The organism is Methylobacterium sp. UNCCL125 (genome assembly GCF_900116795.1).
Classification (GTDB): domain Bacteria; phylum Pseudomonadota; class Alphaproteobacteria; order Rhizobiales; family Beijerinckiaceae; genus Methylobacterium; species Methylobacterium fujisawaense.
Genome location: NZ_FPBW01000014.1, coordinates 14845 through 40603 on the forward strand (window position 1 = coordinate 14845; position 25759 = coordinate 40603).

Consider the following 25759-nt stretch of genomic DNA (forward strand, 5'->3'; position numbering starts at 1 on the left):
CCCCCGACGGGCGGCTCGGAAGGCGCGGCGCCTGCCGGAATGAGCCTGGCTCAGAAGCCTCTACCGCCGAGTTGTCCCGTGCGATGCCCAGGGGCTTTCGAGTAGGGGCGACGGGCGGCGACCTTTCATCCGAGCCGGTCGGAAGCCCGGGCGGACAGCCGCTCGTGGCCCCCGATCTGGCCTCGATCCGTCGAGCCACGGTGGCGGCACGCGATCAGAGACAGGGCGTTCCCAAAGGCGATGAATGACGGCGGCACGCATCGGGTTACGCCGCCCCGCCGCTTGGGCGCCATCTCATTCGGTCCGGGCAGCCTCGGTGATGCCGATCCATGCGCGCGGCTGCGCAGGACACACTCTCATGAAAGCTTGTCCCGTTTTCGGCTCCGCGACAGCGCCGCTCTCAACACAGCTTGTCCCGATTTGCCCGGGACCTTGTCGCGCCGCGATGCGGACGCCCTGATCCGACCGCTCACGAGGTCGTCCGGCTAAGGTGTTGGTGTGTCGGTCCACGCCACGACATGGCCTCGTGGAGCGGACGGGAAGGACGCCTTGGCCTTGCCGAACCGGACGTAAAGCGCCGGAAGGACCAGCAGCGTCAGGACGGTCGCGCTGGCCAAGCCGCCGATGACGACGGTCGCCAGCGGCCGCTGCACCTCCGCACCCGTGCCCGTCGCCAGGGCCATCGGCACGAAGCCCAGGGCGGCGACCAAGGCCGTCATCGCCACCGGCCGCAGCCGGGTCAGGGCGCCCTCGCGGACGGCATCCGGAATCGCCGTTCCCTCCTCCACGAGCGCGCGGATGTGGTTCAGCAGCACCAAGCCGTTCAGAACCGCGACGCCCGAGAGCGCGATGAACCCGACCGCTGCCGAGACCGAGAAGGGCATCTCGCGCAGCCACAGGGCCGCCACGCCGCCGGTCAGGGCCATCGGTACGGCGCTGAACACGATCAGCGCGTCACGCCCGGACCCGAGCGCCCCGAGGAGCAGGATGAAGATCAGCGCGAAGCAGGCCGGCACGACCACCGTCAGGCGCTGGCGAGCGGCCGTCAGGTTCTCGAACTGCCCGCCCCACTTCACCTCGTAACCGGGCGGCAGCCGCACCTCGGCGGCGATGCGCGCCTGCGCTTCGGCCACCAGCGAGCCGATGTCGCGCCCGCGCACGTTTGCGGTGACCACGACGCGGCGGCGGCCGTTCTCGCGGCTCACCTGGTTCGGCCCCTCGCCGAAGGCGAACGAGGCGAGCTGCCGCAGCGGCACGCTCATCCCGCCGGCCGGCGCGGGAGCGGCCGGGACCCCGGTGCCCGACCGCGCGGGCGCGGCCTGCGGGGGCGGTAGCGGCACCGGCAGGTTCCTCAGCGCCTCGACGTCGCCCCGGACGTCGTCGGCCAACCGGACCACGATGGCGAAGCGGCGGTCGCCCTCGAACACCAGCCCGGCGTCCTTGCCGCCGACCGCCGTGCCGATGACGTCCTGCACGTCCGCCATGCTCAAGCCGCGCCGGGCGATCTCGCGCCGGTCGACCTTGATCTCCAGGAAAGGCAGCCCGACCGCCTCCTCGACCTTTACGTCGGCGGCGCCCTCCAGGCTGCGCAGGATGCCGGCGATCTTGCGGGCGCCCTCGACCATCGGGCCGAACTCCTCGCCGAACACCTTCACCGCGAGGTCGTCGCGAACGCCCGCGATCAGCTCGTTGAAGCGCATCTGGATGGGCTGCGAGAACCCGAGCAGCGTGCCAGGGATCAGCTTCGCCTCGGCGTCCATGCGGGCGATCAACGATTCCTTCGCCTCGGACGGGTCCGGCCACTCCGCTTGGGGCCTCAGGATCAGGTAGGTGTCACAGGCGTTCGGCGGCATCGGGTCGGCGGCGATGTCGGGCGTGCCGCAGCGCGAGTAGACGAAGGCCACCTCCGGGAACTTGCTCATGGCGTCCTCGACGCCGAGCTGCATGGCCTGCGACTGCGAGATGGCCGTCGAGGGGATGCGCCGCGCCTCCATGACGATGTTCTTCTCGTCGAGCGTCGGGGTGAACTCCTGGCCGAGCCGCGTCGCCAGGGCCCCGGCCAGCCCGAGGACGACCACCGCGCCGCCTATGAAAGCCAAGGGCGTCCGAACCGCCCCGCCCAGCACCGGTCGATAGGCCGCCTTCAGTCCTCGGATCAGCAGGTTGTCGCCCTCGCCGACCCGCCCGGTGATGAAGGTCGCGACCATCGCCGGGACGAAGGTCAGGGACAGCACGAAGGCCGCCACGAGCGCGATCAGCACCGTCAGCGCCATGGGTGCGAAGGTCTTGCCCTCCACGCCGGTGAAGGTCAGCAGCGGCACGTAGACCAGGATGATGATGGCCTGCCCGTAGACGCTCGGCTTGATCATCTCCTCGGCCGAGACGCGCACGGTCTCCAGCCGCTCGTCCAGGCTCAGCTTCCGTCCCAGCGCGTGCTGCCGCTCCGCCAGGTGCCGCAGGCTGTTCTCGGCGATGATGACCGCGCCGTCGACGATGAGCCCGAAGTCGAGCGCGCCGAGGCTCATCAGGTTGGCGCTGATGCGGCCCGCCAGCATGCCGGTGGCCGTCAGCATCATGGCGATCGGGATGACCAGGGCCGTGATGATTGCCGCCCGGATGTTGCCGAGCGCCAGGAACAGCACCGCGACGACCAGCAGCGCCCCCTCGGCCAAGTTCCTCGACACCGTCCGGACCGTGGCGTCGACGAGGTCGGTCCGGCTGAGCAGCGTCCGGGCCTGGATGCCCGGCGGGAGAAGCTTGTTGATCTCCTTGATCTTGGCGTCCGCGGCCGCCGAGACGGTTCGGCTGTTCTCGCCGATGAGCATGAGGGCGGTGCCCAGCACGACCTCGCGGCCGTTCTCGCTGGCCGAGCCGGTCCGGAGCTCGCGGCCGATCCCGACCTCGGCGACGTCCCTCACCAGGATCGGTATCCCGGCCCGGGTCGCCACGACGACGTCGCGGATCTGGTCGACGTTCTCGATCAGCCCTCTGGCCCGGACGACATAGCCCTCGCCGTTGCGCTCGACGTAGTTGGCGCCCCGGGTCACGTTGTTGGCTCCGATGGCCCGGGTCAGGTCGGCGAAGCCCAGGCCATAGCCGACGAGCTTCATCGGGTCGGGCTGGACTTGGTACTCCTTCACGAAGCCGCCGATGGCGTCGGCACCGGCCACGCCCGGCACGCTCTTCATCTGTGGCCGGATGATCCAATCCTGGACCGTGCGCAGGTAGACCGTGCGCTCGAAGTCGGACCTCAGCCGCTCGCCCTCGGGCGTCAGGTAGCTGCCGTCCGACTGCCAGCCCGGCAGGCCATCGCGGACCGGGGCGCCGTCGCCGGCGGCCTGGTACTCGACCGCCCACCAGTAAATCTCGCCGAGGCCGGTCGAGATCGGCCCGAGCCTGACCTCGGCCCCGGGTGGCAGGGTGTTGCGCACCTCGCCCAGGCGCTCGTTCACCTGTTGCCTGGCGAAGTAGACGTCGACCTTGTCGCTGAAGACGGCCGTGAGCTGGGCGAACCCGTTGCGCGAGAAGCTTCGCATGCTCTCCAGGCTCGGCGTGCCGGCGAGCGCGCGCTCGATCAGCACCGTGACCTGCTTCTCGATCTCGACCGGCGTCAGAGCCGGCGCGATGACGTTGATCTGGACCTGGTTGTTCGTGACGTCCGGGACCGCGTCGATGGGCAGCCGCGCAAGCGACCAGGCCCCGAAAGCGGCCGCGATGAGCGTCACCAGAATGACCGCGTAGCGGTTGGCGACGGAGAAGGCGAGGATCGGGCGGATCACGGTTCAGTCCTCCGCCGCGGCCTTGCCGAGCTCGGACTTCAGCGTGAAGGTGTTGGCCACCGCCACGGCCTCGCCGGGCTCCAGCCCCTCCGTCACCTCCACGGCGGCGTCGTCCGACCGCCCGAGCTTCAGCGGCCTAGCCTCGAAGCCCGCGGCCACCCGCACGAAGACGTTCGGTCTGCCCTCCAAGGTCTGGATGGCCGAGGCCGGGATGAGCACCCGCACCGGCTTGTCGGAGATCACGATCTCGGCACCCACGAAAGACCCGGGCCGCCAGGTCTCGTCCGGGTTGGCCAGTTCCGCGACGACCCGCGCCGCGCGCGTGGCCTGGTCGAGGACGGGCACGATGATGACGATGCGACCGCGCGCGGCCCCGCCGGTCGCCTCGGCCCGCACGGCCACCGTCTGGCCCTCGCGGACCAGCGGCAGGTCGCCGGGGCTCACCGCGAGATCGACCCAGACCGTTGACAGGTCGACGACGCTGTAGAGCTCGGTCTCCAGGTTGTCCCGGCCGACGGCCGCCCCGAGGTCGACGCGCCGCTCCACGACCTTGCCACCGAGCGGCGAGCGGATCTCCTGGCGCTCGAACTGCGCCTCCGGCTGGTTCGGCAACGCCTGGATCTCGGCTTGGCTGAGGCCGAGGAAGGTCAGCTTGCGGCGGGCCGCGTCCTCCTTGACCTTCAGGTCCTGGTAGCTCGCCTGCGAGCGCAGGTACTGCTGCTCGGATGAGATGCGCCTGTCCCAGAGCTCCTTGTCGCGCTCGTAGAGCGTCTTCTGCAGGGCGGCCGACACGCGTGCCGCCAAGTATTCTCCCTTGGCGTCGGCGATCTCGCGGCTGTCGAGGAGCGCCACGACCTCGCCCTTGGCGACCTTGTCGCCGAGCCCCTTGCGCAGCTCCACCACCGTGCCGGTGGTCTTCACCGCGATGCGGGCGGTCAGGTTGGCGTTCGGGACGATGGTGCCCGGCACGTGCAGGTGGCGCGAGAGGTTCCCGCCACCGACCCCGTCCGTGCGGATGCCGGCTTTGCCGACTTGGTCGTCCGTCAGCTTGACGAGGCCGGATCTCTCCGGCTCCGGACCGGCCGCCGCGTGCGGTTCGGGCTTGGCGGGCGCGGCGGCCCCCCTGGCGCCCGCCAGCATGGTGCGGACCGCATCGGGAGCGCCGGGCCACCAGGTCGCGATCAGGACGCCGCCGGCGAGGGCCAGCAGAACGGGGATGAGAAGTCTGGACATGTCGGTGCCATGGACGGGCGGCCGCACTCGCACGGCGCCGTCGTTCGAGGATGGGAAGAGGCGGAAAGCCTCAGGTCCTCGGAGGCTCGAACGGTCCCTGCGCCCCGCCCCCGGCTCGAAAGACGTCGTCCAGGCAAGCGAACGACCGCGCCGCCGACGTGGTCACGCTCGCGGGAGCCTTGGCGGCGACGGGCATCACGCCCTGCGCGTGCGATTGCGCGTGGTGGACCAGGTCATCGGCATCCTGGTGGGCCTTGGCGTGGTCCTGTCCCGCCACCGGCGGCATGGCGATCGCGACGGGACCGGAGGCCGCGTGCCGGGCCTCGGCGAGCAACGGCATCACCGTCACGGCCGCCAGGAGCAACGCGACGGCCACCGTCATGAGACGCCGTCCGAATGACACCCGACACCCTCTTCCCGGCGAGCGCCGTCCATCCCGGCGCGTCGAACACCCTTCCCTTATCCCCTCCGGGGGGATAGCATGTCAACATGAATCACGTGCACGCCTCCCACCCGGAGATCATCAAGCGGCTGAGGCGCGCCCACGGCCATCTCGCCGGCGTCATCGCGATGATCGAGGAGGGCCGCCCCTGCGTGGACCTCGCCCAGCAGTTGCAGGCGGTCGAGAGCGCCATCGCCAACGCGAAGCGCACGCTGATCGAGGACCACATGGAGCACTGCATCGGCGACGGCGTCGCGGACGGCGGCAAGTCCGCCAAGGCGGCGCTGGCCGAGTTCAAGGCGCTGGCCAAGTACCTGTGAAGGCCCCGATGCTGAGCGTCCTCGCGAACCGCACCTACCGGCACCTGTTCGCCGCGCAGGTCATCGCCCTGATCGGCACCGGCCTGCTGACGGTGGCCCTCGGCCTGCTCGCCTACCGGTTGGCCGGGGCAGAGGCCGGGGCGGTGCTGGGCACGGCGCTCGCCATCAAGATGGTGGCCTACGTGCTGGTGGCGCCCATCGCGAACGCCTTCACCGGGCAGTTGCCCCGCCGCGCTTTCCTGGTTGCGACCGACCTCGTCCGGGCCGGCGTCGCCCTGATCCTGCCCTTCGTCGACCAGGTCTGGCAGGTCTACCTACTGGTGTTCGTGCTGCAAGCCTGCTCGGCGGCCTTCACGCCGACCTTCCAGGCGACCATCCCGGACATCCTCCCGGACGAGCGTGACTACACCCGGGCGCTGTCGCTCTCGCGCCTCGCCTACGACCTGGAGAACCTGCTCAGTCCGACACTGGCCGCCTTGCTGCTGACGGTCATCGACTTCCACTGGCTGTTCGGCGGCACGGTCGTCGGATTCCTGTGTTCGGCCGCCCTGGTCGTCTCGGTGGCGCTCCCGTCCCCGACGCCGCCCGAGCGCCAAGCGGGGGTGTACGAGCGCACCACGCGGGGGCTGCGGATCTACCTCGCCACGCCGCGGCTGCGCGGGCTTCTCGCCCTGAACCTCGCGGTGGCGGCGGCCGGCTCCATGGTCATCGTCAACACGGTGGTGATCGTGCAGGCCCTCCTGCAACGGCCCCAGAACGACGTCGCGGTGGCGCTCGGGCTGTTCGGGGGCGGCTCGATGCTGGCGGCCCTGCTGCTGCCGCGGGTGCTCGACCGGCTGCCCGACCGCACGGTCATGCTCCCGGCGGCGGCGTTCCTCGGCGTCGTGCTGCTCGGCTTTGCCGCCACGACCTGGGGCGGCGTCATCGGCTGGCCTATGCTGCTGGCCGCCTGGCTGGCGCTCGGGATCGGCTACTCCGCCGCGCAGACCCCGACCGGACGGCTGCTCCGGCGCTCCGCGACGCCCGGCGACCGCCCGGCCGTGTTCGCGGCCCAGTTCGCGCTCTCGCACGTCGCCTGGCTCTTGACCTATCCACTTGCCGGTTGGCTCGGCGCGAAGGCGGGCATGCCGGTCACGCTGGCGGTGCTGGGCGCGCTGACCTTGGTCGCCATCGCCGCGGCGGCGGCGCTCTGGCCGGCCTCGGACCCGGACGTCGTCGAGCACGCGCACCCCGACCTCGAATCTGGCCATCCGCACCTGGAAGGCGTCGGGACGCGCCGGCATGCCCACGCCTTCGTCATCGACGACCTGCACCAACGCTGGCCCGCGGCCCGGCCGGGTTGAACCGAGCCGGATGTTCGTCGGGCGCTTCGGTCACGAGGCCGTGGATGCCACGCGCCGCGGCTTCGATCGAATGGCGAAGGTGCGGGGCGATGCGCCGCCGGAACCCCGCCATGCGGGTCTTCGCGGTGGCAGCCCGGTAAGTCCGTCGGCTTGACCCACGCGTCCTGAGGCTCAACCGGTTCGCTCCGAGCGGGCAGCCGCGTCCATCTCGCCTAAATCCGCCGATGCACCGGCGCCTCGACGGCTGTGGGCTTTCGCGGCGAGGACCGGCGGGGCGACCAAGCCCGCCGGGACCGCGCTTACGATGGGCTGACCGATGGGACGATCCCGACCGCGTGCGCCGCGGGGTCGGGATGGATGCCCTGCCAGCCAAGCCAGCCGGTGTAGAGGCCGACGAGCACGATCAGGGCTGCCGAGGCGTAGGGCGCCCGACGGGCGAAGGCACCGAACCCGGACCACCGCGACGCGACGTGCTTGACGCTGAGGGCGGCCAGCACCCCGGCCGAGACCATCGTGACCGCGAGGCCGATGCTGAAGCAGACGACCAGCGCGAAGCCGAGGCTGAACTGCTTGAGCTGGATGCACAGGAGCAGGACGGTGATGGCGGCCGGGCACGGGATCAGGCCGCCGGTCAGCCCGAACAGCACGATCTGTCCAGTCGTCACCTGACGCCCGGCGAAGCGTCGCCGGATGTCCTCCGCATGCGCCCGGGCATGGGCGTCGTCCTCGTCGCCCAGGTTCATGTGACCGTGGTCGTGATCCTGCTCCTCGAACGCGACCTCGTGAGTTTCCGCACCCTCGGACCCGTCAAGGCGCAGTCGCGCCGTGAAGGCGTGCGGCTCGGGGATCTCCTCCAGGCTCTCCAGGAAGTCGCCCCCATCGGCGAAGGCGAACGTCTGCCGCCCGCCGTCCGGACGGACCGTCTCGACGGTGACCGCACCCGGCGCGGGCAGCGGACCCGTCCCGGCCCGGAGGCGCCAGCGCGGCGGCACGCCGTCCTCGTACACCTCCAGCGTCAACCGGCTGTCGCCGGTCACGACGTGCCGGTGCTCGCCATGGTGATGATGGTGACCGTGGTGCTGCTCGCGCCAGGTCCGCCACGCCATCCAGAGCGCGATGCCGACGATGAGCACCGCCGACGCCAGCTGGAAATACGGCTCGGCCGTCTCGCCTCCCCATTCCTGGCCGAGATACTGTCCGCCCAGCGCGATCACCCAGACGACCGCGGTGTGCGAGAGCGTCGCCGCCAGCCCGAGCAGGACCGCCTGCGTGACCGTGCCCCGGACCGCGATGATGAAGGCGGCCATCATCGTCTTCGAATGGCCGGGCTCCAGGCCGTGCAGGGCGCCGAGCAGGATCGCGCTCGGCACGAACAGCCAGGCATGCGCGGTCCCCTGCTGCAGCAGGTCGGCGAACGGGGTCATGGGGCGGCTCTCGTCATTTGAGGTAGGTCCGCACCACCTCGATCAGCTCGGCGGCGCCCCGGGCGCGCTCGGCGTCCGGCTCGGCGTCCGGGTTCACGACGTGGTGGCGGATGTGGTCTTCCATCAGCTCGGCGGTCAGGCCGTTGATGGCCCCGCGCATCGAGGCGACCAGCATCAGGACGTCGCTGCAGCCGAGCTCGGCTTCCAGGGCCCGCTCGACGGCTTCCGCCTGTCCTTTGATCCGGCGCACCCGCGCCAGCAGCTTGGTCCTGTCCTTGATCGTGTGAGCCATGAATGGCGTCCTCGTACTCGCAATATATAGGGGGGTACCCTATCTGTGTCCAGCGACCGATGCGTCGCGTGGCGGGGAGGCCCTAGCATGAGGAAGGACGACCCATGCATCGGGGTTTGCCAGTGGGATGGGCGGACCGGCTGGTGCCTCGGTTGCGGCCGCACGGTCCCGGAAATACGCGCGTGGCGGAAGATGACGCCTTACAGGAAGGCCGCCCTCGCTCGCGAACTGCCGCGGCGCGTTCAGCAGGTCGCCGTCGCGCAGGTCGAAGTCGAGCCCGGCAGGACCCCGAGCCGCTCCTAGATCGCAGGATCCGCAGGGCGGAACGGCGGCCCCGGTCAGATCGTCCCCGACATGGGTTTCGTCCAGCCGGACGCCCCGTCAAGCCACGCCGGTGTAGCCGAGCCGGAATCGAAAGGCGTCGTGACCGGTGACCGTCACCGCCGCGATTGCGTCCGGCACGTCGGGCGGCATGCGTCGGACGATGCGCTCCATCCCACAGCAGCAAGCCCGGCGGACGAGGACGGCGAGCCCCGATCCGTTTCCGGCGGTCGCGGTCGCCGTCTTATTGCGCCGGGACACGCCGGGCCAGACCACGAGGCTCACCAGCCCCGCCGCTGCCGATGCCCGAGGCGCGAACCGAGCCCGCCGGCGTCGATGGGCAGGTGCAAGCCTGACCGCGAGGGTGGACGTCGGCACCGTCTCGGCCTTGCAGGCCGGCGGTGACCTCATAAGCGCGTTGGAGGCCGAACCCGAGCGGCGGCAGGACGGAGATCCAATCCAGCCAATGCCGGGCGATCCGGCAGGTCGCCGCCTGCAGCGCCGCCAGCACCGCGACGCCGGTCGCACCGAGGACGGATCCGAGCGCGAGGCCGCGCCAGCCGAACCGATGGGCCGCCGCGATCACGGTCGCGGCGATGATCCAATCTGTTCACGTCCCCTGGAAGGCGACGGGGTCCCCGAACCAAGACGGCGTAACATCCTTCCTCGGTCGACGCCCCGCGCAGATCCTCATCGCCCCGCTCATGGCTTTGCGCCGACGGCGCTCGCGCGGAACGGCGGTCCCGGCGTGCTCCTAGGGTCGCGGCGCGTGGGTCTTGGCGATGCGGCGCCGAAGGTCCGTCGGGACATCCATCCGGCGCCATACCGTCGTGGTCTTTCGGCATGTGATCGCGAAAGCTGGCCTGACGCCGGCCCGATCCAAGGCTTCCCGCACCCACCGCGCGCCGGATCCCATCTCCCTGGCGAGCGCACCCGTGGTGGCGTACTCGGCCTCGTAAGCCGCGAGCGCATCGTCCCGCACGAGGATCTCCCCGCACGGCATCGCTGTCCCCGCCATGAGGCCCGCCCGGACGATCAGGCCGACGCTGTCCGTCGGGACCGTGAGCCGCCGGCCGACCTCTTCGAGGGTGAGACCCCCACCTTCGCGCGAACGCCGCGCGACCCTGATGTCCTCCGGGTTGACCAGGAAGCCCGCGAGGCCGGGTACGTCCCGCAGGACCGCCCTGACCCGAAGCTGGCCGGCCAGGATCATGTCGCAGGTGCCGCGCACGCCGTCGACCTTGCCGTGCTGGCTGGCTCGCGCGAGCGGAAGGAGGCCGGCGGGCGTGGCCCCGACGGTCGGCGCCGAGCCACGGATCCGGGATAGCACGGCGGCCACGGCATCCCGGTCGAAGACGTCGGCCTTGATGCCGGCGCGCGCGTGGATCTCGGCGGGTGGGACGATTCGCGCCGCGACCAACATCCGCGTCTGGCGCTTCGCCAGCCCGAGCGCCGCCGGCAGATCCTCCGCGCGGAGCGCGCGGTCGAGGATCGCCCGGATCTGGGCGGCGGTCTCGCGGGCGATGCCGATGGGCGTACCCCTCCTCGTCCGTTGCGGCCAGGCGCCCAGGGCCTTGACGTAGCCGGCGATGAACTCCGGCCTTCGGCCGCATTCCGCGGCGATGTCGGCGAGGCTGACCAACGGGACGTCGGCATGCCGGATCACCACCGAGGTCTTGTGAACCGGGCCCCGACCGGCGTGATGCGCGTATAGGGCCGCCCGAACCGCATCCCCGCTCGCTCCCGCCGGCAGCCGCTTCGCCCAGAGATACAGGTAGCCATAGACCTGTTCGGCCCCCCAGGCGCCGAGGCCGACATGGTCGGCTCGGGCCATCCCGTCGAGCAGGGCGTCGAAGGCGTGCGGCCAGTCCCGGGCGGTGGCGAGACCGGCCGAGAACACCTCCGGATGGCGCTCCGCCGGAAACTTCGAGAGGGCCCCGTCGGCGCCCCCGAGCAGGGCGACGCCGAACCGCTCCATGGCGTCGCAGGCCTCGGCGAGCGTCAGGCCGTCGAGGAGGGGCACGCTGGTCCGGGCCATGCCGCCGAGGCGGCCGACCACGTAGGCGTCCGCCAGCGTCGTCGCGGGCGGGACCCTGGCGCCGTCGCAGGCGAGAAGGGAATGGCCGTTCCTGCAACGGGTCAGCGAGCCGGCTTCCCAGGTGACGCCCGTCCGGCAAATCGGGCAGGACGCCTCCAGGCGGACATGATGGAGGGGACAGGTGCCGACGGCGGCCACGTCCCACCAGAAGCGCCGGTGGATGTTCCAGTGCGCGTGTCGTCCCGACGGCGTCCTGCGAAGGTCGTCCTGCCAACAGCAGGGGCACCACCGCCGCACGTTCGTCGTCCAATCGTCCCGGTGGACCACCTCGTCCGCGATCACGACCTTTTTCTTGGTGATCTCGGTGGGCGTCCAACCCCGGAACGCGTCCTCGCCACGGCCGAGCCGATCCGCGAGGGGGCCGGCGGCGCGGCCCTGCAGGATGTCGCTCATGGAATGGCCCGCGGTCCTGAGGCGTTCGCGGCTCCACGGCTCGCCGTTGACGTCGAAGGCGCGCAGCAGGTGGGCCGCGGCGGATTCCCCGTCGATGACGGGCGGGATGATGGTCAGCCGCATCGGTTTCCCCCTACGCGTCGTCGGCTTGCGTCTCGACCCCGGCCTCGGCGGTCCCCGTCAGGCGCGTGAGCCTCTCGAACTCGATCTCCTTCATCTTCGGCAGGGTCGAGATGTCGACCACCAGGAACGGGTTCCTGCGCGGACCGAGCTCGAAGATCTCCTCGAAGACGAAGCCGAGGTGGTCGACCTGCCCGATGCTCGGCTTGCCCGACTGGATGGCGCGGAAGGCCGCCTTCTTGACGAGGTGCATCATGCGACCGGTGTAGCCGTTCGAAGCCTTGAGCATGCGCTGAACCATGTCGTGCTCCGACAGGCCGCACGCGGCCGGGAAGCCGAGCCTTGCCTCGACCAGCGACAGGAATTTCGTGGCCTTCTTCACGCAGGCTTCCGAGTGACCCAGCGGCTTGATCGGCTTGAAGACGCAGCGCCGGAGGAGCTGGAAATCCTCCTTCAGCACCTTCTTGAGCCAGGGCATGCCCGAGAGCACGAGGGAGACGGGGCGCAACTCCGCACCGGGCGGCCGAAGCGGATCGTCCGGATCCGGGATGACGAGGTTCTTCAGCGTCTCGACCAGGGTGCGCCGCTCGTCACCGGTGCGTCCGCGGAAGGCATGGTGGAATTCGTCGATCATGATGATGGAGACGAGTTGGGCGTGCATCTGGTGGCGCACCCGGGTCCAGATATCGTGCTCCTTCAGGTTGGCGCTGAGCTCCTTCTCCGTCATGGCGAGGTACAGCGCGAGACCCAGCGTCTTCAGCGTGCAGGGGCTCGGCGCCTTGATGTAGACCAGCGGCCGCACGGGGCCGAACTCGTCGCGGAACGGCACGAGCGCCGGGCGGAGCTGCAACCGGGCGAGCAGATGCGACTTCCCGGCCCCGGAAGCGGCCGGGATGACGAGGCACTGACCCTCGACATCGTCGCCGAGGTCCTTGAGCATCTCGTCGAAGCGCGCGACGGTCTTGATCACGACGTCGGTGTTGACGTGGATGGTGTCGACGCGTCGCTTCCAGGCCCGCCGTTCGAGGTCCTGCGGGCTCAAGCGGATCGCGAACCGCTCACGGCGGACCGGGGCGGCCTGGGGGCCGGGAAGGATGGTGACGTCGGGGCGGAAGATCTCCCCGTCCTGGCTTTGCGGCATGCGATGGCCCTCACTCGGCAGTCCAGTTGTCAGGATCGTCGGGGTCGAACTCGGCGCCGACATCCGCCGTCACGCTCCGCGGATCGGCCTCGGCGGCGACGGGCCTCGGACCGGCCGGTCGGGCCGCCGGCGCGGCGTCCTGCGGGGCTTCCTGCGGGGCGCTGGCCGGGCGCGGGGCGGTCTTGCGGCCACCCTGCCCGACCCGGGGCGCGGGTGCCGCGTCGGCCGCGGCCGGCGGCGCGGCCTTCCGCGGGCGTCGGGTCCGCAGCCGCTCTTCCTCGTGGGCGCCCTCGTCCGCGACGTCCCAGGCGACCTCGAACATCGGGTCGTCGGCGTGGTCGCGGAACCAGTCGACGTCGGCGCTCGCCAGGCGCTTCGGCTTGACGCCGGCCTTGCGGCATTCGGCGCGCAGCAGCTCCATCGCGCGGACGAGCGTCGCGCGAGCGACGCGCTGGCCTTCCTGCGTCATCCGACGCGCCGTGCGGACCACGTCTCGCCACTCCGCCAGAGACGTCCCGTCGGCCAACCCGTCCTCGCAGGGGACCTTGATCCAACCGGCCTCCTCGTCCACCAGGACGAGGAGGTGGCCGAGATCGGACGCTTCGGCCTTGACGAGGAATTCGTCGCCGAAGTGGAAGCCCTTCCTGCGACGGACGCCCTTCAGTTCGTCGGACTGGTAGGTGAGGCCGAGGAAGGTGATCCCGTTCCGCTGGATGGTCCGCGGGACCACCAGGGCGATGAGCGGGTCGAGGTCGTCGGCCGACGGCGGCAGGCGCGTGCCATAGCCCGCCAGGTCCTGCCAGCGCAGCAGGGGCGTTCGTCCGAGCAGCCCGCCATGCTTGCGGTTGTGGTAGATGTCGACGACCCAGATGGTGAAGAACTCGACGAGTTGGGCCAGGGTCAGGGCGGCCTGCCCGACGCTGTCGTAGTCGCCGCGCTCGCGCACGTCGCGGAAGGTCCGTCCGGGAAGGTAGGCGCAGAAGTCGCGCGCGATAGTGCCGAGGGCGCGCTCGACCTTGCCCTTCAGGTGGGGCTTGCGCCGGGGCATGTAGCGGAGCTCAAACCGCAGCTGCCCGGCGGCCGCCTTCATCGACCGGGAGTGGAATTCCTTCCCGTTATCGAGCTTGACCACTTCCGGCACGCCGAACACGGGCCACGCCGTGTCGACCCGGATGCCGGTCAGGTCCTTCGGCAGCACCGCCATGCGCAGGCAGTGCATCACCGAAGTCCAGGAGGGACGCTCGTCACTGAGGTGGAATCCCACGATCATGCGGGTCGCGGCGCAGATCGCGACCGTGAGCCAGACCCGCCTCGTGCGCTTGTCCTTGCGGCGCCGGTCGCGCGCCGGCGTGCCGTCGCCCTCCAGGACCAGCACGTCGAGGGGCGTGTGATCGACCTCGACGATTTCGAGCGGCCGCGTCGCCTGGGGGGCCTTCTTGACGTGCCGGAAGGCCTGCTCCGCCGCCGCGGGGCCCTCGCGATGGTAGATCACGTCGAACTGGCTGACGTTCGCCTTCACCCAACGCCGGATCGTCATGCCATCGGGCACGTCGAAGGGCACGGTGCGCGTCTTGTTCTCGCGCTCGATCCTGCCCTGGATGAAGACGATGACATGGCTCAGCGGCGGTCCGTTCCGGGTGAGCCAGTCCTCGCGCACGCGCTCCGCGATGATCATCTCGACCTCGGGATCGAGGCGGAAACCCGCCCGTCCCTTCAGGTCGTCCAGCGGGATCAGCGCCACGATGGACTTGCCGCCCTTGCGCCAGCGCCCGTACCAACCCTTCAGCGAGGAGCCGCTCACCCGTTCGAGCGGCACGTCGTCGGGATGGGAGCCCTCGTTCTCGATGGCCCGCTGCCGGCGCTCGGCCGCGACGAGCCTCGCGATATCGGCGTAGCCCTTCGGGACCTTCCTATGGGTCCGCTCGGCGAAGCACCGGTCGCAGGCCTGCACGTAGTCGAGGCGCATCAGCGCCGCGTCCTGCTGGCGAACGTCGAAGGTGTCGATGTTGCGCAGGAGGTTGTCCCTGACGCCTTGGGGGAGCCCGGCGGCGGTGTCCTCCACCAGTTGGAGCCGCCTGGGCTCGCCGAAGTAGAGGTCGGCCAACTCGGCATGGGTCTTCGTGACCGTGACCGGCCTCGCCCCGAGGGTGCGCAGCGTGACGCCGGCCTCGTCGCGCGAGAGCACCTTGTGGTAGACGCCCTCGACGATGACGAGCGCGTCCGCTTGGAGACGGATCTGGCACGCGCCCATGGTCAGCGCAGCCCCCCGCATGCACCGGGTCCCGCCATGCGCACCCTCCCGCCGCGGTGGAGGTCCACCAGGACGGCGTCGCTCAGCACGACGGTCTCGGAACCGCCCGCGAGCCTGCGCAGGGCGAGGCCCGCCCGCTCGCGGGCGACGGAGGCGTAGGGGACGCCGTCGACGACGACGACCGCGCCGATGGGAAGGCGGAACTGCTGGTCGAGCCTGTTCAAGGTGCACTCCTGAGGTTCGCGGGGCGGCGGATCATGGCGTGGTCGTCGAAGGGTCGGCCGGGGTCGGCCAGCTCGGCCTCGCCTCGCGCGACCAGGGCCACGACGGCCCGGAAGGCGCGGGCCTGGAGCCCCGATGCCGCCCGGAGGTCCCGGACGAGGCCCTGGCCGCCGAAGCGGTCGAGAACGACGCGCATGGTGTGCTGCTCCGCCTCGTCGGCCACGAAGGTGCGCTCGCTCGCGACGAGCGCGGCGTTCGCGACGCGGAGCGCGTCGACCTCGACCTCGGTCCAGAGCTCGAAGCCGTCGTAGCCGGCGGCCTTGGCGCCGGCTTCGATGCGGGGCCGGATCCCGTCCCAGCCCAGCCTGATCACCCTCTTCCGCGGCTTGACCTCGACGGCGATGCGCCGCCCGTCGTCGATCTCCACGGCGAAGTCGGCCGTGTAGCGGCGCCACCGGACGCCGTCGTGCCACCGGAAGGGAGCGGGCTCCTCCTGGTAGCGCAGGACGGCATCGTCCTGCTCCAGGATCAGGATGAAGTCCCGCGCGAGGAGGCCCTCGTAGGCCACCATGCGATAGCCCATCCCCACCTTGCCGGAGGGGACCTCGCCCGTGATGCAGTCCCGTCGGCCGGTGACGACCGGGCGCGACGGGCTCGGCTTGCCGACATGACGGCTTCGCAGGGTCGCCGGCATCAGGGCCGCCGCCGGGTGTCGCGGCCGTCAGGCCCCTCGGCTGCGTCGGCGCCACCCGATTCCTCGCCGGTCCGGATCGCGGGAGCGGCCCCCGGCGACAGCCGGATGGGATAGCGAGCGACCCCCTCCTGCCAGCGGTCCAGCGGGGTCCGCCGGTCCGCTCCGGAGCGGCGGAAGTCCAGATCGGCGAGCCAGGCGTGCGCCCCCGCCATCAGGCCTCCTGCGTCCTCGACCGCCTCCCCCCGGGCCGTCAGCCAGCGCTGCAGGCCCGCTGCCCGGCAGGGAGCGCCCGGATGGTCGACCCCGGCGAAGTGCAGCCGGATGCCGAGCGCCGCCGCGGAATGCTGGAACGTGGCGCCGAGGAAGGCGGGATCATGGTCCAGCACGATCACCTCCGGCAGCCCCATGCACAGGCGGGCGGCGCCGAGCGGCTCCGCGGCAGCCGTCGCGGTCCGCGCCCCGAACAGGCCGAGCAGGTCCTCCCCGTCCGGCGGCGCAATGCCGAGCGCCGCCGCCACGATCACGCCGCTGTAGCTGTCGCGTGCGGTGACCAGGTGGACGCGGTCGGCGCCGAGTTCCGGGATGGCGAGCCGCAGGACTTCCCGGGCGACGACGACCTCGGCGAGAGGACGCCCGCACGAGAGCTGCCGGTACCGATACGCCTGCTGCAGGGAACGCAGACGGTCGCCGACCATCCGCACGAGGGTCCGGAAACCGGGAACGTGGGCGGCCGCGCCGCCCCGCGCAGGCGCCGCTTCCAAGCACCTCGCCTGTGCGAGGCGGGCCATGGCCGTCAGCGTGACGCCCAGGCGCGGGTCGGCCTCGGCCACGACCTGGTCGACAAGCTCGCCGATCCACGGGGCCCAGTGGGTCTGCTGCCGGGGCAACCGCGCCATCCGCCGGTCGGCGAGGCCGGCCGGGTTGCCGCCGGCCTCCCTAAGCCGCGCTTCCCATGTCCTGACCTGGCGCGGCGTGGGCGGATCGACGTCGTCGCTCAGCTCGCAGACGGCGCGGATCGCGGCCCGCAGGTGGCGGTCACCCCGCCGTCCCTGCGGGAGGTCCTCGACCGCCCGCACATAGCGGTGGCGGCGCAGCGCGGCGGCGCGCTCGCGCTCCGTCATCTCGTCGAGGGCCTGGATCTCGGCCCGGAGACGGTCAGCGTCGGCAGTCGTCGACGGAAAAAGTTCGAGCTGCTTCATGGTCGTATGGGTCCTTGAAAGGCGGACGGGGCCAGCCTTGTTGATTGGATGGGATGGGATGGGATGGGATGGCGGCCCCGGCCCGGAGGCCGGGGCTTCGTCGGCGGCTCAGAACTCGGTGGGCTCGCTGGCCTCGGTCTCCCGCTCGAACGTCCCCCGCGGGACGCCGAGCAGCGCGGCGACGTCCCCGTCCCAGGCATCGAAGGCTCGGTCGATCAGGGGGGCGAGGGGCGGCTGGAAGTCGGCCGTGAGGGGCTCGACGCGGTACGGCTCGTTCATGATGCTCTCCTCGGATGGGGTCGCGCGGGGCCGGTCCGGATCCGTCGCGGGGACGGTCCGGGCGCGGCCGGCTTGGGCCGGCGGATCCCGAGGAGGCGGAGCGCAGCCCGCTTGCTTTCGCAGGCGAGAGCTGGCATACGTCGTCGGTCTCGAATGTCGGCCTTGATCCCGGTGGTTGGCCGGTCTGGTTTTCGGCAATCGTGATCACGAGGTCTGGCAATGACGCGGTCGAGAGGGCTCAAGCTCTCGGCCGACGGGCCAGTCCTAACCTGCTACGGCTTCGCAGCTCGGTTGCGGGCAAGCTCAAAGCGTGCGGTCCGGATCGGACCGTGCGCTTTTATTTTGCCGCTCCGATCACTTCCCGATCCGGTGGGTCGCGCGAGCGCGCGCGGAGGGCTGCGCGAGATATGTTGCGCATTGCCATTCTCCTCGATGATTGATGAGTTGTTGGATCTAGACTGGTCTTATGACGCCGAGGCCTTCGTTGGATCTTTCAGATACCAATGTTGTGCCTTGCGATCATGGTAAACGAGGTTTTTATTCTTAAGGCGGGTCTTGTTTTTCTCCGAGGCATCGAGCGTGAAGCCGGCGTCCCGAACCGCGTCATTGACTTCGCTTCCCGACAGCCCCTTGGCGCCCGCCTTCGCGAGTGCGTCGACGATGACTTGGGCGACCAGGCCCGAGACTTGCGGCACCGGCTCCCGCTCGGCCCCGCCCGAGACCGGCTCGTCGGCCGGCAGCGGCTGGGCCGGCGCTTCCGTCTCGGCCTGGTCGGCCGCCGGCGTCGGCTCCGGCGCGTAGGCAGCCCCCTGCCGCAGGGTCGCGATCACCTGGTCGAGGCGGGCCGCCTTGGCTGTCTCCGCCGCGATGGCGCTCACGTGTTCCAACATGAGCTCCTGAAGCTGCCGCGTCCTGTCCGCGGCGGCTTGCCGGGCCCGGTCGCGCTCCTGGCACATCTGAATGATCACATCCATTCGGCACCCCCGACCAGGTCCAGGTCCGCATCCAGGTCCGGAGTAGCTCCGCGACCTGCTGATCGGACCATAGACCGGGTGCCCGCCAGGCCGCAAGTTCTTTCGCCCAGGTCCACCGGACGTGGTAAACGGAACCTCACCCGGTCGGCCCGGTCGACCGGGTGAGTGAAACCGGATCGCGCACCCGGCCAATCTTGTCCGTCGCGTCCCCGGGTCATCCTCCGGCGGAGTGTCGCGTGTATCGAACGGCTGGCGACCATCGAAGTGACCAAGGGCGCCCGCAAACGCCACGTCCGCGTTCGTCGATCTTCAAGTCGATGAAGCATTCATTCGAGCACAGGCCGCCGTACCAAATGTCGGTCTGCGTATTCTAATCAGCATCTGCGCCGAGACGAAGGCGTATGCCGCAGTTCATCAAGCTGGCCCTCGGGGGTCAGCGGGTATCGCGACCCTCGCACTGGCCGAGCGGCTTTGCCGTCGACAGGGCCCCCGAGCCGGTCGGCGACCCGGCCGTCCCGGACCTGGTCGTCATGGGCCTGGCCGACCGGTGGGTTGGGCCGGGGCGCGGATCAGGCACCGACCGGCCGGCCCGTCGTGCCACTCGAAGCCGATCTCGACCAAGCCGGACGCCAGCACGAGGTCGCGGACCGGGTCGAACCTGACGGCGCTTCCCTCCTCGTCGGCGGTGCGGACAAGCTCCTCCAGCAACCCGGCATCCTGCGTCCGAACCGCCTCAGGAGCGACCTGGAGCTCGCCGGTCCCGTTGACGTGCATGTGGAGGATGGGCGCGCGGTCCAGCCGCGAGAGGCGGCGCATCGCGCGATGTGCGGGTGTGTCGAGCTCGTCGGGGATGGACGCATCGAGGAGTGCATCGGTGTCTTCGGGCGCGAGCGTCGTCGGCGCGCCGTCCGACGAGACGACCGCGGAGGATTGCTCGAACCGCCCGGCGGCGACGTCGAAGCGGACCGTCAGGAGCAGCCTGACGCCGGCGCGGGACAGGGCGAGGTCTAGCCGGCCTCCGTGTCCCTCTTGCCGGGCATAGCGGGCGTCCCCGATCTCCAGGCCGGCATGCCGGCGCAGCAGTCGACCTGCGGCCGGCGCGAGCGCCTCGTCTATCAGGTCGCGGGAGAGCGCGCCGGCGAGGCTCCGGCGCCATTGCGGACCGCCCCGGTCCGATGTCCGGGCGCCGCGCGCGGGCGGCGCGAGGAGCGCGGCGGCCGTCCAGCGCAGCGCGGGGACGTCGGCCGCGGCCGGGGGGGCGCGGTGAACCAGGTCGGCCAGGTCGCCGATCAAGGATGGAAGGCCCGGCGACAGCGCCGCCCTGAGCCGGCGCTGGACCAGTGCGGCGGCGTCGGCAAGGGCCGCGGAACCGGGTCCGGACGCGGGGCGGCCCGTTCGAGTGGCGCCCGGCGCGAGGTCTTCGAGGTCGGCGAGGGCCTGCAGGATGAGCGGCAGCATCCGCAGGTACTCGAAGGCCCGCCCGAGGTGCGCCCGCGTGCCTTCGGCATCCTCGGGGACCCAACGGGCGATCCGTTCCAGGGCGGCCAGCACCTCGGCGTGGGCCCTCAGGGCGAAATCCTTCGGGATCGCGTCGAGCACGGCGCGGTCGGCCGGATGGCGCGACCGGGCGAGGGGGGCGACGATGCCATCCATCCAGGCCTGCCTGACGTGTTTGCGGATGGCGCTCTGCAGCCCGGGGATCTTGGAGACCTGGAGACCGCCCCCGGAGAGCGCCGCATGCAGGGTGCCCATGGCCGTATCAACGATGGGCCGCGTGTCGGGATGGGCCAGGGCGGAGATGGCCTGCCGCGCCCGCGCGAGTTCGTGCACGTCCGCCCGCGCCGGGCGGACGCCGGCGGGGGAAACCGGGAATTCGGGGTCGGGATGCATGGCCGGACGGTGCCCCAGGCGCGCGGGCGTCCGGTCGAGGCGCACGGCACGACCTCGCACCGGGACTGTGCGCGGAGGCCGGGCCGGGTCGGTCCTGTCCTTGGACGGCGCCCGGGATTCGGGCGCACAGCCCATTGTGCGAGGCGCGCGGCAAGGCACAAACGCCGTCCCCGACCCTGCCGGGACGTGCCGCCGCGCCGCCGCCGGCCGCGACGTTCCCGACGGCGACCCCGGTGAAGTTCCGCTCGCGCGTTCCGCCATGTCCCGCCTCGACATCCAGGGGTTCTCGGGGACCGGGCCGCCTCAGGCGGCACGGCGCGAACGCATGGGGCGCCGGACCGCGGCGCGCCGCTTCGGCATCCGTCGCACGACGGCGCCCGCGGTGGGCGTCACCGGTCCGGGCGCGTGCGCCGGCGGCCGGTCCGGTGTGCCGGCGACGCCGCGCGGCCCGGGCCCGAGACGCGGCGATCTGGACCGGGGCCCCGAGCCCGATCCGGGTGCCGCGCCCCGCGCCCCGCGACCCGGGAGGACGGGACCGGGACCCGAGGGCGAGGGTCATCCGCCCCGGCGGTCCCTGTCGACGACGAACGCCGGCCGCGTGTCGGACAGGCGTCGCCAGGCATCGAGGTAGGCGCCTAGATGCGGTCTGCGGGTCCGCTCCAGCTCCAGGTAATCCTGGAGGCCTGCGATCGCCCTGTCGTGGGCCGCGGCGTCGGTCCGGCCGGCGAGATACGCATGGCGGACGTAGATGCCGAAGGTCGTCATCGTGTCGGTCTCGCAATACGCCCGGACGCGCTCGATCTCGCCGGCGGCGACCATGTCGGCCACCAGCGACCCGTGCTCGCCGAGTTTGCCCGGCATGCCGACCAGCGCGGCCGCCTCCTCCAGGGTGAGCCGGCTGGCGCACCCGAACCCGGACATCTCGTCCATGACGTCGACGTGGGCGCCGCCGTACCGGTTGCCGTAGCCCGACCAGCGCGTGCCGCGCCGGAACCAGGCTTCCGCCGAGATGCCGTGGAGCATCGTGCGGTGGAGCAGCGTCGGCATGTCGAAGCCGCGGCCGTTCCAGGTGACGAGCCGGAATCTGCCGGAGGCGAAGTGCCGCCAGAAGCCGCGCAGGATGCGGGCCTCGTCCCAGCCCGCCTCGCCGCCGCTCCTGCAGGCGGTGACCCGATATTCCTCCAGTCCCGTGTCGCCGTCGCGCAGGATCTCCGCCTGCACGAAGCTGACCGCGACCACGGCGTGCCACGCGCATTTCGGAAACCTGTCCCGGGCCCACACCTCGGGCGGCGGCATCAGCGTTTCGTCCGGCACGGTCTCGATATCGACGACGAGGAGCGCGTCCGCTTCCGCGCCGGGTTCCGCCGCCGGCCGACGGTCGTGGCGGACGGCGGAGCGCGCGCCGGCCGCGGGTGCGCTCGCGTCGGACATGGAGGGGAGCCGAAGCCGGGGCGACGGGGAGCAGGTCTCGTGCATGGGGCGGTTCTCCGGGGCGGCTGTCAGACCAGGATCGTGCGGCTGGCGTCGAACCCGTTCGTCGGGTCGTCCGGGTCGTAGGGGTTGCTCACGACGCGCGTGCGCCCGAGCCGCAGGTCGCAGGCCTGCGGCACGTTCCCGTGGATCCAGACGGCCGGGGCGCCCCACCCCTCCATCACGGGGTCCAGGGCGGAGGCGTGCCAGCAGACCCGCCACGGGTCGAGCACGGGCCTCGCCAGGGTGGGCGGCAGGCAGGACCGTGATGGGGCGAAGCCGGTGACGACCGCGGCCCGGTCGCCCGGGCCGATGTCGCGCAGGACCGGATTCGGCATATGGCCGTACGGGCCGGCACCGACGGCGACGGCGTTGAGGGCGTCCTCGATAAAGGCCCGCGAGCGGGCGTGCGCGCCGGCCGCGTCGTGCGGGAAGAAGGGCACCCCGGGCGCGCTCGCCGCCCTGTCCGTCACCGTCCAGCGGCTCCGGGCGTGGGCGCGGGCGGTCCGGGCGTTCTCGACGCCGTCGAGGGCGAAGTCCGTCCAGAGCGTCGCCCCCAGGATGACCAACCCGGGCCGGAGCGGATCGCCGAGGCGAACGGCGCCGTCGTGGAGCACGGTGATGCCCAGCGCCGCCCCGAGCGGCACGGCCTCGGCGAGCGCCTCGCCCACGGGTTCGCCGTCGAGGTACTCCGCCGGTCCCGGGACGAGGACGACCGGCCGCCGACCCTGGCGGCCGCCGAGCGCGTCCGCAAGCCAGCGCACGGACCGGCACAGGCCGGGCGCGATCCCGCCCGGGACGAGCAAGGCGTCGAAGTCCGGCAGCGGGTCCGGCAGCACGTGGGGCGCCCGGTCGACCCTGAGGTCGGACAGGGTCCACAGACGGAACGGGACGGGCTCCGACGGGGCGGACCGCGCCCCGGGGGCGGCCGGCACGGCGGACGGGCCTTCCGTCGGTACCGGTGCATGCACCTCGGTCCGGGCCACCGGATCGGGAACGTGGAGCGTCACGGCTGTCCTCCGTCCTGCGCGGCGCGGTGTTGGTCCGCCTCGGCGATCAGCGCCCGGAGCGCGTCGCCCGAGACCAGGCGCCGCGCGATCAGCAGCTCGGCGACGGCCGCCACGGCGGTGCGGTTCGCCTCCATGACGGCCAAAGCCTCGCCGCTCAGCCGGTCGAGGTCGCGCTCGACCGCCCCGAGAAGGGCGGGGTCGAGCGACAGCGCGACCGCGACCTCGTGGGGGGCGCCGCGATACGTCAACCGGTCGCCGAGGCCGAGCGAGGCGTGGTTGCCGGCGAGCAGGGTCGTCACGCGCGCGAGGTCCGAGCGGCTATCGCCGCCCGCCCCGGCGCTCGGCTCCCCGAGGAACAGGATCTCGGCGGCCCGTCCGCACAGGAGCGCGACCGCGAGGCCCTCGATCTCCGCGCGGGTCGGCGACTGGCCGAGGCGGGTCGCCACGGAGGTCGCGCCGAGCGAATCCCGGCGCGGGACCAAGTCGACCTGGGCGACGCGGGCACCGATCCGCTCGAACGCCACGGCGTGCCCCGCCTCGTGGTACGCGCTCCGACGTCGGTCCGCCGGGCTCCCTTGATCCGGCGGCGCGACGCGGCCGAGCAGGTCCTCCGGGCGCATCGGCCGTCCGGCGGCGCGCGCGGCGGCACGGGCCTCGGACACCCACCCGGCGACCTGGGCGCCGCTGGCGCCGAGCGCAAGCGCGCCGAGCGGCGCGAGGTCCATGTCGGGCACCTCGCCGTCGTCGAGGTGTTGCCGGAAGATGACCGCCAGGTCGGCGGCCGAGGGCGGCTTGATCTCGATCACCCGGCCCAGCCGTCCGGGCCTGATCAAGGCGGGATCGAGCCTGTCGCCGTGGTTCGTCGCCGCGATGATGCACACCTCGGGGGCGCCGGGCGCGTTGAGCGCATCGAAACCGAGCAAAATGCTCGTGCACAAGGGGGTCCACCACTCGCGCGCGTGGTTGTCCATCGTGGCTCTGTTAGGAATACTATCAGCCTCATCTAGGAACAAAATACTAGGCGCCAGCGCGCACGCGTGCGTGTACGCGGCATCCCAGGCGCGGAGCACGCCACCCAGGTGTCCGTCGGATCCGGTGAACCAGGCGCCGACCGAGGTCGCGACCAGCGGCAGGCCCGCGGCCTTCGCGAGCGAGCGGACGAAAGATGATTTTCCTAACCCCGGGGCGGAACTGAGGGCGACGTGCCTGTCGAGCCGCTGGAACGCGGGCGCGCCGCCGGAGGCGCGCCAGGTCGCGATCTCGTCGATGAGGCGCGTACCCCAGGCATGTGCATCGCCGAAGCCGACCAGGGTCGCGAAATCGGGCGCCGACCCGACGGCGGGATCCGCGGTGGCCTTCGAGCGCGCCGCCGCGGCGAGGCGCGCGACGCAGGACCGCGCCGTCGTCCCGCGCACCGCGGCGGCGATCTCGAAGAAGTCCAGCCCGCGGGCGATCCCGGGCGGCAGGGTCGGACGCCGCCCCGTGGCGGCCCGGACGACCCGCGCGATCACGGCGTCGGTCGCGCCAGGGAGCCGAACGTGCAGGTCCGCCGCGGCGACGAGGGCCGAAGGCAGGTAGCGCGCAGGCGATTGCGAGACCCCGAGCACCCGGTCGCCGCGGGCGAGCCGGTCCGCCACTCGGTCGTTTCCGCGGTCCGCACGGTCCTCGCTTCTCGAACCGCCGTTGCGCGCCACCACGTGACCCCACGCCGCCAGGCGCCCGCACGCCTCGCGGACCGGCTCGACCCAGTCGGCGGCCGGAACCTGGACGACGAGGGCGAAGGCGGGGTCGGCGGCGATGCGGCGGCGCTGGGCGGGCGAGAGCGCCGCTTCGAGCGCGAAGGCCGCGAGCGTCTCGGTCGCGGGACGGCGCTCGTCGGCGGCGACGTCCCCGGTCTCCGCCTCGTTCAGGTCGTCGCGCAGGAATGTCAGGTGGGGCATGGTCGCCTTGCTCCGAGGATGGGTCGAGGTCCGGGGCCGGGTCACGTCGGGCCCGGGTCGCGGCAGGCATCCGCCGGCGACGGCCTACGACGGCACCTCGACGACGCAGGCGGGGTCGAAGGCGGGGTTCTCGCCGTCGTAGCCGAGGGGGTTGCACAGGATCCGGGTCGGACCGATCCGGTGGTCGCGGCTGGCGTGGACGTGGCCGTGAAGCCAGAGGTCCGGGCGGCTGGCGGCGATGAGGCCGCCGAGGTCGCTCGCGAAGGCCGGGTTCAGCACGCTGCCGGCGAAGCTCGGGTCGAGCGAGGCACGGGCGGGGGCGTGGTGCGTGACCACGACGTGCGGTCGCGCCCGCGCGCCCGGCGGGTCGACCTCCAGCAGCGCGCGTTCCAGGAAGGCGCGGCTGGCGGCGTGCAGGGCCGCCGCGTCTTCCGGCCGGAAGGTGCGCCAGCCCGGGTTGCGCGTCGTCGCGATGCAACGGTGATCGTTGAGGCCGGCCTGCGCGGCCGCCACGGCCCGCCGGCGGTTTCCCGCGCCGTCGAGGCCGTAGTCGGTCCAGAGCGTGCCGCCGGAGAAGGCGACGCCGCCGATCTCGACGGTGTCGTCGTCGAGCAGGGTCACGCCGTGCCGTTCCGCGGCCCGGCGTCCGAGCGCGCGCTCCTCGTCCACGGCCGAGCCGTAGAATTCATGGTTTCCCGGCACGACCACGACCGGCATGATCGGTCGGATGGCTTGGCCCAGCCAGAGGATGGTGTCCGCCAGGCCCTGCCCAACATCGCCTGCGACGACGGCGACGTCGGCGTCGGGGATGTGCCCGGGCGTCCACGGCGCCCGCGACAGGTCGCGGTGCAAGTCGCTGAAGGTCCAGATCCGCACGTGATCGACTCCTTGGTTGTCGGGATCGTCCCGTTGTTCGGGATGCGG

At 71.9% G+C, this 25759-nt stretch carries 22 protein-coding genes; 3 read left to right on the plus strand and 19 right to left on the minus strand.

Going from position 1 to position 25759, the window contains the following annotated elements; genetic code table 11:
- Positions 1 to 485: 485 nt before the first annotated feature.
- The 3 genes from BM396_RS15445 to BM396_RS15455 form a co-directional block, all read right to left on the minus strand.
- Positions 486 to 3779, minus strand: a complete 3294-nt coding sequence (locus BM396_RS15445) for an efflux RND transporter permease subunit (RefSeq protein WP_007565618.1) — start codon at positions 3777 to 3779, stop codon at positions 486 to 488.
- Positions 3780 to 3782: 3 nt separating this feature from the next.
- Entirely contained in the window at positions 3783 to 5012 is a 1230-nt protein-coding gene (locus BM396_RS15450; protein ID WP_043380997.1) for an efflux RND transporter periplasmic adaptor subunit, read from the minus strand.
- A gap of 70 nt (positions 5013 to 5082) precedes the next feature.
- Positions 5083 to 5394 carry a hypothetical protein gene (locus tag BM396_RS15455; protein WP_007565615.1) on the minus strand — a complete coding sequence of 104 codons (312 nt, stop codon included), beginning with the start codon at positions 5392 to 5394 and terminating at the stop codon, positions 5083 to 5085.
- A gap of 107 nt (positions 5395 to 5501) precedes the next feature.
- Here BM396_RS15455 and BM396_RS15460 point away from each other — a divergent pair, with 107 nt between their 5' ends.
- Together BM396_RS15460 and BM396_RS15465 are read left to right on the plus strand one after the other, a co-directional pair.
- The gene (locus BM396_RS15460; RefSeq protein ID WP_007565613.1) at positions 5502 to 5774 is read left to right on the plus strand and encodes a metal-sensing transcriptional repressor; all 273 of its coding nucleotides are present in this window, start codon (positions 5502 to 5504) and stop codon (positions 5772 to 5774) included.
- Between the two features lie 8 nt (positions 5775 to 5782).
- On the plus strand, positions 5783 to 7117 hold the full coding sequence (locus tag BM396_RS15465) for an MFS transporter (protein WP_007565612.1): 1335 nt from the start codon (positions 5783 to 5785) through the stop codon (positions 7115 to 7117).
- Between the two features lie 299 nt (positions 7118 to 7416).
- Here BM396_RS15465 and BM396_RS15470 read toward each other — a convergent pair whose 3' ends face one another.
- Together BM396_RS15470 and BM396_RS15475 are read right to left on the minus strand one after the other, a co-directional pair.
- On the minus strand, positions 7417 to 8541 hold the full coding sequence (locus tag BM396_RS15470; protein WP_007565609.1) for a nickel/cobalt efflux transporter: 1125 nt from the start codon (positions 8539 to 8541) through the stop codon (positions 7417 to 7419).
- Positions 8542 to 8554: 13 nt separating this feature from the next.
- A complete protein-coding gene (locus BM396_RS15475; protein WP_007565607.1) occupies positions 8555 to 8833 on the minus strand; it encodes a metal/formaldehyde-sensitive transcriptional repressor in 279 nt (92 codons plus the stop codon).
- A gap of 87 nt (positions 8834 to 8920) precedes the next feature.
- Between BM396_RS15475 and BM396_RS15480 the strand changes: the two genes are divergently transcribed.
- Complete coding sequence (locus BM396_RS15480; protein ID WP_007565605.1) at positions 8921 to 9136, plus strand: DUF1289 domain-containing protein; 216 nt, start codon at positions 8921 to 8923, stop codon at positions 9134 to 9136.
- Between the two features lie 262 nt (positions 9137 to 9398).
- On the opposite strand, the gene BM396_RS15485 is transcribed toward BM396_RS15480, so the two are convergent.
- From BM396_RS15485 to BM396_RS15545, 14 genes are all read right to left on the minus strand, one after another.
- Complete coding sequence (locus tag BM396_RS15485; RefSeq protein WP_039903404.1) at positions 9399 to 9740, minus strand: hypothetical protein; 342 nt, start codon at positions 9738 to 9740, stop codon at positions 9399 to 9401.
- Between the two features lie 168 nt (positions 9741 to 9908).
- On the minus strand, positions 9909 to 11768 hold the full coding sequence (locus BM396_RS15490; RefSeq protein WP_007565600.1) for a TniQ family protein: 1860 nt from the start codon (positions 11766 to 11768) through the stop codon (positions 9909 to 9911).
- Positions 11769 to 11778: 10 nt separating this feature from the next.
- Positions 11779 to 12906 carry an ATP-binding protein gene (locus BM396_RS15495; protein WP_007565597.1) on the minus strand — a complete coding sequence of 376 codons (1128 nt, stop codon included), beginning with the start codon at positions 12904 to 12906 and terminating at the stop codon, positions 11779 to 11781.
- 10 nt (positions 12907 to 12916) lie between these two features.
- Positions 12917 to 15178 carry a DDE-type integrase/transposase/recombinase gene (locus BM396_RS15500; protein WP_007565595.1) on the minus strand — a complete coding sequence of 754 codons (2262 nt, stop codon included), beginning with the start codon at positions 15176 to 15178 and terminating at the stop codon, positions 12917 to 12919.
- Positions 15160 to 15381: a hypothetical protein gene (locus tag BM396_RS15505; RefSeq protein ID WP_007565593.1), complete on the minus strand. Its 222-nt coding sequence runs from the start codon at positions 15379 to 15381 to the stop codon at positions 15160 to 15162. The genes BM396_RS15500 and BM396_RS15505 overlap by 19 nt, the downstream gene beginning before the upstream one ends.
- Complete coding sequence (locus BM396_RS15510) at positions 15378 to 16073, minus strand: TnsA endonuclease N-terminal domain-containing protein (protein ID WP_007565591.1); 696 nt, start codon at positions 16071 to 16073, stop codon at positions 15378 to 15380. The genes BM396_RS15505 and BM396_RS15510 overlap by 4 nt, the downstream gene beginning before the upstream one ends.
- On the minus strand, positions 16073 to 17272 hold the full coding sequence (locus tag BM396_RS15515) for a hypothetical protein (RefSeq protein WP_007565589.1): 1200 nt from the start codon (positions 17270 to 17272) through the stop codon (positions 16073 to 16075). Before BM396_RS15515 ends, BM396_RS15510 begins: the two co-directional genes overlap by 1 nt.
- A 108-nt stretch (positions 17273 to 17380) precedes the next feature.
- A complete protein-coding gene (locus BM396_RS32805; RefSeq protein WP_007565587.1) occupies positions 17381 to 17551 on the minus strand; it encodes a hypothetical protein in 171 nt (56 codons plus the stop codon).
- Between the two features lie 464 nt (positions 17552 to 18015).
- Positions 18016 to 18525, minus strand: coding sequence for a hypothetical protein (locus tag BM396_RS15520; RefSeq protein ID WP_007565585.1), 510 nt, complete (start codon positions 18523 to 18525; stop codon positions 18016 to 18018).
- Positions 18526 to 19053: 528 nt separating this feature from the next.
- Positions 19054 to 20460 carry a hypothetical protein gene (locus tag BM396_RS15525; protein ID WP_007565582.1) on the minus strand — a complete coding sequence of 469 codons (1407 nt, stop codon included), beginning with the start codon at positions 20458 to 20460 and terminating at the stop codon, positions 19054 to 19056.
- Positions 20461 to 20970: 510 nt separating this feature from the next.
- Positions 20971 to 21846 (minus strand): 3'-5' exonuclease, encoded by an 876-nt coding sequence (locus BM396_RS15530; protein WP_230364973.1) that lies wholly within the window; start codon positions 21844 to 21846, stop codon positions 20971 to 20973.
- 68 nt (positions 21847 to 21914) lie between these two features.
- Positions 21915 to 22895, minus strand: coding sequence for a metallophosphoesterase family protein (locus tag BM396_RS15535; protein WP_007565578.1), 981 nt, complete (start codon positions 22893 to 22895; stop codon positions 21915 to 21917).
- Positions 22892 to 24835, minus strand: coding sequence for an AAA family ATPase (locus BM396_RS15540; protein ID WP_007565576.1), 1944 nt, complete (start codon positions 24833 to 24835; stop codon positions 22892 to 22894). Before BM396_RS15540 ends, BM396_RS15535 begins: the two co-directional genes overlap by 4 nt.
- An 84-nt stretch (positions 24836 to 24919) precedes the next feature.
- Positions 24920 to 25711, minus strand: coding sequence for a metallophosphoesterase (locus BM396_RS15545; protein ID WP_007565574.1), 792 nt, complete (start codon positions 25709 to 25711; stop codon positions 24920 to 24922).
- Positions 25712 to 25759 lie beyond the last annotated feature (48 nt).